The organism is Streptosporangium sp. NPDC006007, from assembly GCF_040614315.1.
GTDB lineage: Bacteria > Actinomycetota > Actinomycetes > Streptosporangiales > Streptosporangiaceae > Streptosporangium.
Genome location: NZ_JBEXUG010000054.1, coordinates 23,997 through 30,933, shown reverse-complemented (window position 1 = coordinate 30,933; position 6,937 = coordinate 23,997). Strand labels below are relative to the sequence as shown.

Below are 6,937 nucleotides of genomic sequence, written 5' to 3'. Positions count from 1 at the left end.
CCCGGGTCCCCTCCGGCCCGGGCCGCACACCCCTCGCGGCCCCCTCCCGGAGGGGGGAAGGAGGCCGCACGCACCGGCCGGACCACACCCCGGCCCGGCCGGTGCCCCCTGCCCAGCACACCGCCGGGGCGCGGGCACCCACCGGCCACAGCACTCCCGAACGCCCGGCCGCAGCCCTCGCCGTACACACCGAACTCCCGGCCACACCCGCCCACAGTCCCCCGACCCCCACCAGAAGAGGTTCCCCATGCAAGGCATCAAGGTCATCGGTGGTGACGGCTCCGCCCTCATCACCCCCTTCCCTGTTCTCCCGCCCCGGTTCGAGGCGCTGCTCACCCCCACCGAGGTCGCGATCATGTTCCGCGTCGACCCCAAAACCGTCACCCGCTGGGCCCAAGCCGGCCGGCTCACCAGCATCCGCACCCTCGGCGGCCACCGCCGCTACCGCAGGGCCGAAGTCCTCGCACTCCTGGCAGACAGCACACAGAAACGCGACGAGTAACAAGCCGCCTGCCGGGGCGGCCCCTCCACCTGCGGACGGCTCGTGATGATCCGCTCCGCGAGCCGTCCGGGAACCACCCCCGTCCGGGGAACCACCCCTGTCTGAGCGGTTCCCGCTCACGCCGTCCGGGTCGCGGTCGTGCTCCCCCCGCACGCGCGGATGGCTCCCCGCGCACGCGCGGATGGTTTGTGCGTCACGATGATGACCGTGAACCGGTTCCTGTGCTCCCCGCGCACGCGGAGGAAGGGCGGTCCACAGGGATGCCCCGAGGGCCCGTCGGTTACCCGGTGGTGGCCGTCCATCGGCCGCGCCGCAGCTGGATCGTCCCGCCCGGGGTGATCCGTACAGCGGCGCCGTAGCCGGGCGGGCCGCCGTACTGGAGCCAGTGCGCGCGGGCTGCGTCGATCACGTCCCAGGGCAGGCGTGGGCTACCCTGCTGCAGGACGTGGAGACAACAAATCCGGGTGGCGCCCGAAATGTCCGATCCTTCGAAAGTGCTCGAATTTCGCGCTCACCGCCGACAACCCCGCAGGTCAGGCAGAGTGCTCCCCGCGCACGCGGGGATGGTCCCATGGGTGCCAGCAGAACACGTATGCCCTCGATGTGCTCCCCGCGCACGCGGGGATGGTCCCCACAGAGTCTGGCCGACTTCGTCCAGCTTCCGGTGCTCCCCGCGCACGCGGGGATGGTCCCAAACTCCAATCGTACTGGAGCGGCATTCGGGAGTGCTCCCCGCGCACGCGGGGATGGTCCCTCCAAATCAAAATTGCGGCACTCGTCGCCGCCGTGCTCCCCGCGCACGCGGGGATGGTCCCTCGGTCTCCCGGACCCGGGGGTCCGGCGTCTAGTGCTCCCCGCGCACGCGGGGATGGTCCCCACCGCCATGCTGGGGCTGCTGGATATGCGGCGTGCTCCCCGCGCACGCGGGGATGGTCCCCAGTACGCCGCGCAGCTGTTCTCCGGCATGGCGTGCTCCCCGCGCACGCGGGAATGGTCCTGGCGAAAAAGCTGACCCCGGCGGACCTAATCGGTGCTCCCCGCGCACGCGGGGATGGTCCCGTTGCCCGGCTCCTGAACATGCTCGATCAGCAGTGCTCCCCGCGCACGCGGGGATGGTCCCCCTCGGGCCTGCCCGCAGTCCGCCACGCTGGAGTGCTCCCCGCGCACGCGGGGATGGTCCCCGGCGTGGTTGAAGATCTCCCGGAAGTCCGGTGTGCTCCCCGCGCACGCGGGGATGGTCCCAGAAGGGGTCCCCATGACCGTGTACCGGGAGTGTGCTCCCCGCGCACGCGGGGACGGTCCCCGTCTGATCAGGTCCACCGGCACGATGCGGGAGTGCTCCCCGCGCACGCGGGGATGGTCCGCTCCCGTCTGCTGCCCAGCCCGAAGCGATACGCGCGCTATTGCATCGACACCGCCCGCGCATGGGAGGCTTTCGGCCGGCCTGACCGCGCGGTGAGCGCGCTCCTGGCCGCTGAGCGAGCAGCCCCTCAAGAAACGTGCCGCCCCTCGGTGACCACGTTCATCTCCGGCATGCTCTATGCCCCCGGCCCTCTTCCGGCAGAGCTCCATGCCCTGGCCGGCCGTACCGGCGCATCCTGAAGTGCGACACAGCCGCGAGGTTGATCGCCCCCTGGGAGTGGCCGAATGGTCAATTACTTGAGTTCCTCGCGAGAGAGGTCGGGAAGATGCCAGGGGAGGACGACCGGCTCGTGGGGGAGGTCGCCGGCGAGCAGGCGTTCCATCAACGGGGCCAGGCCGATAGGAATGACTGATTCGTCGGCGCCCTTGAGCGCGGTCAGTGTCCACCAGTGGAAGCGGTCGGTCAGCGCCCGTTCTTCGTCGTCCATACCTGAGGTGTCGACCTCCAGTTCTCCAACGCGGAGAAAGAAGAAAGAGTCGGTCGCGAAGAACACCCGGCCTTCGGCGGTCGACCAGTGGCCCGAACTGACCGCCACGGGGAAGCCGAACTCATGGGGCTCGGCCGAGTGCCCGATCTCCTCGCGAAGTTCACGGGCCGCGGCTTGATTCAGAGTTTCACCGTCATTGACACCACCACCGGGGGTCAGCCAGGCGTAGGAGGGACTCTCGGTCTGGATCAGCACCGCGCGGTGAAGCAGGAGCCTGTCCTGGTCGTCGACCAGCAGAGTGCGAGCGGTCGGGCGGAAAGTCACTTCGGGCATAAAGATGATCATAGGTATCGCCATGGCGAACCACCATCGCCCTCTTCCCGGCATGGTGGCACCGGCATTTCACCGGCTGCCGGGGGGGGAGAGACCGTTCGAGCGAGGGATCACCAAAGCACCGGCCCAGAGTCGGTCAACCTCTTCCCGGACTCACATCACAACAAATGCCACTCTTTTTGATCAACTACGCGGAAGCTGTCATCAGGCCGACCTCGTCGGTGTGTCCCGCCCCCTTGCCCGTTCCGGTCAGACGCGGACCTCAAGGGCGGTCAGGCCGCGGATGACGTAGCCGGGGCCCCAGGCGGGTTCGGTGGCGAGTTCGAGTTTGGGTGCCTTGCGGAGCAGGGCGCCGAAGGACTCCATCAGCTCGACCCTGGCCAGCGGAGCGCCCAGGCAGAAGTGGATACCGGCGCCGAAGGAGATGTGGGGGTTGTCCACCCGGCCGACGTCCAGGCGGTCGGGGTCGGCGAACACCTCGGGGTCGCGGTTGGCCGATCCGAAGAGCAGCGCCACCTCGGTGCCCCGGGGAATGTCGACACCGCCCACCGAGATGTCCTCCAGAACCCAGCGCTCGAACATCTGCAGCGGGGTGTCCCAGCGCATCAGCTCCTCGATCGCGGTGGGCAGCAGGCCGTGGTCGGCGCGGAGCCGTTCCAGCTCGGCCGGGTTGCGGAAGAGCGACCACCAGCCGTTGCCGGTGACGTTGACGGTGGCCTCGTGCCCGGCGTTCAGCAGCAGCACGCAGGTGCCGACCAGCTCCTCCTCGGTGAGCTTGTCGCCCTCGTCGGCGACCAGGGCCAGCGCGCTGATCAGGTCGTCGCCGGGGTCGGCCCTGCGGGCGCGCGCCAGGCCGAGGAGGTAGTCCGAGAACTCCTGGGCGGCGCGCACGGCGGTGTGCTGGGCCTCGATGGAGGGCTTGAGCTCGTACATTCCGCAGATATCGGCTGACCAGGGCCGGAGCAGGTGCCGGTCGGCCTCGGGCACGCCGAGCATCTCGGCGATCACGGTCACCGGGAGCGGCTCGGCCACCTCGGCGATGAGGTCTCCGCCGCCGCGCTCGACGAACGCGTCCACCAGCTCCCCGGCGATCTGTGCGACCTTGGGGCGGAGCGCCTCGACCATGCGCGGGGTGAACGCCTTGGAGACCAGGCGCCGGAGCCGGGTGTGGACGGGCGGCTCGACGTCCAGCATCCCGGCCCTGACCACCCGCCAGAACAGATCCTGGAACTCGGGGTCGTCCGGGTGGCCGAACTCGGCGTGGGTGGCCACGTGCAGGTAGGAGCGGCCGAGTCTGCGGTCGCGGAGCAGCGCGTTGACGTCGGCGTGCCGGGCGACCAGCCACTGACCGGTCGGCTCGAAGAAGCTGACCGGCCGCTGCCGCCTCAGCTCCGTGTAGACGTCGTAGGGATGGGCGACGAATTCCGGATTCCAAGGATCAAAGTGCACACATGCATGGTAATAGCGCTTGCACCGTCAACGACCCTGATCACGGTCAGCCTGCTCCGCCCCCTGTCGACTTGCGGAGTCCTGGCGGGGGTCGGTTATAGTTCCCCCCGTAGGTCATGAGTGCCAGTGACAAGCCCCGGCTCGCTGGCCGGCAACCCTCGCGTCCGCGGCGGGGTGCCCCGGGTGAGGACCTGGTCCGGCACGGAGCGTGCCGGGCAAGCGCGGGCTCCACGCACCAACGCCACGGTTGGGGTCCGATGACCTCGAAGGAGAGTTGGCGTGTCCGCACTGACGATCTTCACCCCCGCCGTTCCCGCCGCCGTGACCGTCCCGGCGAGCCGCGCCTCGCAAGACCGTCGGATCCCCGCCGTGCTCGGCTCGGACCTGGAGGTCCCGATCAAGGGCGGCAGGCTGATCCCGTACGCCAACCTCGACTACGCCGCCAGCGCCCCCTGTCTGGAGCCGGTGAGCGCCGCCGTCGCCGCCGCGCTCCCGGCCTACTCCAGCGTCCACCGCGGCGCGGGATACGCCTCGCAGCTGACCACCGCCCGCTACGAGCAGGCCAGGCACACGGTCCGCGCCTTCACCGGGTCCCGCCCCGACGACGCGGTGATCTTCACCCGGAACACCACCGACGCCACCAACCTGCTGGCCCGCAGCCTGCCCGAGGGGACCACCGTCGTGGTCTTCGACACCGAGCACCACGCCTCGCTCCTGCCGTGGGCCAACGCGGTACGGCTCGCGATCCCCGCCTTCCCCGGCGAGGCCGTCCGCGCCGCGGACGAGGCCCTGGCCGAGATCGACGGCCCCAAGCTGCTGGTGGTGACCGCCGCCTCCAACGTCACCGGCGAGCTGTGGCCGATCGCCGCCCTGGCCCACATCGCCCACCGCCACGGCGCCCGCGTCCTCGTCGACGCCGCCCAGCTCGTCCCGCACCGCCGTCTCAACCTGACCGCGCTCGGCCTGGACTACGTGGTCTTCTCCGGTCACAAGCTCTACGCCCCGTTCGGGGCCGGGGCGCTGATCGGCCGCGCCGACTGGCTGTCGCGGGCCGAGCCGTACCTGAGGGGTGGCGGCGCGGTGCGGGCGGTGAACGACGACGGCGTCCACTGGCACGAGGACCCCGAGGCCCGTCACGAGGCCGGTACGCCGAACGTGCTCGGCGCGATCGCGCTGGCCGCCGCCTGCGACGCGCTGACCTCGACCGGCTGGTCCGTGCTGGTGGACGAGGAGGAGCGCCTTCTCGGCCGGCTGCGCGCCGGTCTCGCCGGGATCGAGGGGGTTCACGAGCTCTCGCTCTGGGGTCCGGACCACGCGCGCATCGGCATCGTCTCCTTCGTGGTGGACGGCTTCACCGCCCGTGAGGTCGCCGAGGCCCTGTCCGGTGAGTACGGCATCGGCGTCCGCGACGGCAAGTTCTGCGCCCACCCCTTCGTCCGCCACCTGCTGGGCACGGGGAACGGCGGCTGCGAGGACGCCACCGCCTCGGCCGTCCGGGCCTCCATCGGCATCGGCACCACCTCCGAGCACGTCGACCGTCTGATCACGGCTCTGCGGGATCTCGTCTCGCGCGTCTGACGTGGCAGCATGGGGCCTATGACTGAGCCTCGTGCCCAGGGCGCGCCGCCCCGGGAAGTGAACGTGGGGATCGGGGCCGGAGCGGACGCCGTGGCGGGCGCGCGCGGCAAGGAGCTCGCGACCGAGGACATGATCCTCAACATCGGGCCGCAGCACCCGTCCACCCACGGGGTGCTGCGGTTGCGGCTCACCCTGGACGGGGAGCGGATCGCCTCGGCCGAGCCGATCGTGGGCTACATGCACCGCGGCGCGGAGAAGCTGTTCGAGGTCCGCGACTACCGGCAGATCATCGTGCTGGCCAACCGGCACGACTGGCTGTCGGCGTTCGCCAACGAGCTGGGCGTGGTGCTCGCGGTGGAGCGGATGCTCGGCATGGAGGTGCCGGTCAGGGCGGTCTGGACGCGCACGCTGCTGGCCGAGCTGAACCGGGTGCTCAGCCACCTGATGTTCCTCGGCTCCTATCCGCTGGAGCTCGGCGCGATCACGCCCGTCTTCTACGCGTTCCGGGAGCGCGAGACCCTCCAGGCGGTGATGGAGGAGATCTCCGGCGGGCGGATGCACTACATGTTCAACCGGGTCGGCGGCCTCAAGGAGGACATGCCGCTGGGATGGCTGGGGCGGGTCTCCCGCGCCGTCTCGGACGTGCGGCGGCGCCTGCCCGACATCGAGCACCTGATCGCCGGCAACGAGATCTTCCTGGCTCGCACGGTCGGGGTGGGGGTGCTGGACCGCGAGACGATCATGCAGTACGGCGTGAGCGGCCCGATCGCCCGCGCCGCCGGGGTCGACCTCGACCTGCGCAGGGACGACCCCTACCTGGCCTACGGCGAGCTGCCGGTCCGGGTCGTCACCCGGTCGGCCGGAGACTGCAACGCCCGGTTCGAGGTGCTGCTGGAGCAGGTCAAGGTCTCCCTGGACCTGGCCGACGCCTGCCTGGAACGGCTCCGCGAGTTGCCCCGGGGGCCGATCAACCAGCGCCTCCCCAAGGTGCTGAAGGTTCCCGAGGGCCACACCTACGCCTGGACCGAGAATCCGCTGGGTGTCAACGGCTACTATCTGGTCTCCCGCGGCGAGAAGACCCCGTGGCGGCTGAAACTCCGCTCGGCGTCCTACAACAACGTCCAGGTGCTCCGCGAGATGTTGCCGGGCAACCTGGTCTCCGACATGGTGGCCATTCTCGGTTCGATGTTCTTCGTCGTGGGCGACATCGACAAGTGACCCGCCG

6 protein-coding genes, 1 CRISPR repeat array and 1 riboswitch are annotated in these 6,937 nt (G+C 70.4%); of the genes, 3 read left to right on the top strand and 3 right to left on the bottom strand.

The annotated features are described in order from the left end of the window. Positions 1-289 precede the first annotated feature (289 nt). Positions 290-502 carry a BldC family transcriptional regulator gene (locus tag ABZ194_RS27560; RefSeq protein ID WP_355599929.1) on the top strand — a complete coding sequence of 71 codons (213 nt, stop codon included), beginning with the start codon at positions 290-292 and terminating at the stop codon, positions 500-502. 280 nt (positions 503-782) lie between these two features. Here the strand turns inward: ABZ194_RS27560 and ABZ194_RS27555 are convergent, their stop codons facing one another. The 3 genes from ABZ194_RS27555 to ABZ194_RS27545 form a co-directional block, all read right to left on the bottom strand. Further along, on the bottom strand, positions 783-911 hold the full coding sequence (locus tag ABZ194_RS27555) for a hypothetical protein (protein WP_355599927.1): 129 nt from the start codon (positions 909-911) through the stop codon (positions 783-785). A gap of 133 nt (positions 912-1,044) precedes the next feature. Then, a CRISPR array of direct repeats spans positions 1,045-1,866; the repeat unit is 29 nt; unit sequence GTGCTCCCCGCGCACGCGGGGATGGTCCC. A gap of 291 nt (positions 1,867-2,157) precedes the next feature. Then, positions 2,158-2,697: an NUDIX domain-containing protein gene (locus ABZ194_RS27550; protein ID WP_355599926.1), complete on the bottom strand. Its 540-nt coding sequence runs from the start codon at positions 2,695-2,697 to the stop codon at positions 2,158-2,160. Positions 2,698-2,934: 237 nt separating this feature from the next. Continuing rightward, positions 2,935-4,134, bottom strand: a complete 1,200-nt coding sequence (locus ABZ194_RS27545; RefSeq protein ID WP_355599925.1) for a cytochrome P450 — start codon at positions 4,132-4,134, stop codon at positions 2,935-2,937. 112 nt (positions 4,135-4,246) lie between these two features. Then, a riboswitch (SAM riboswitch) is annotated at positions 4,247-4,362 on the top strand. Between the two features lie 93 nt (positions 4,363-4,455). Here ABZ194_RS27545 and ABZ194_RS27540 point away from each other — a divergent pair. Together ABZ194_RS27540 and ABZ194_RS27535 are read left to right on the top strand one after the other, a co-directional pair. Then, on the top strand, positions 4,456-5,712 hold the full coding sequence (locus ABZ194_RS27540) for an aminotransferase class V-fold PLP-dependent enzyme (protein WP_355599928.1): 1,257 nt from the start codon (positions 4,456-4,458) through the stop codon (positions 5,710-5,712). An 18-nt stretch (positions 5,713-5,730) separates the two neighbouring features. Then, positions 5,731-6,930: an NADH-quinone oxidoreductase subunit D gene (locus ABZ194_RS27535; protein WP_355599924.1), complete on the top strand. Its 1,200-nt coding sequence runs from the start codon at positions 5,731-5,733 to the stop codon at positions 6,928-6,930. The last annotated feature ends 7 nt before the right edge of the window (positions 6,931-6,937 follow it).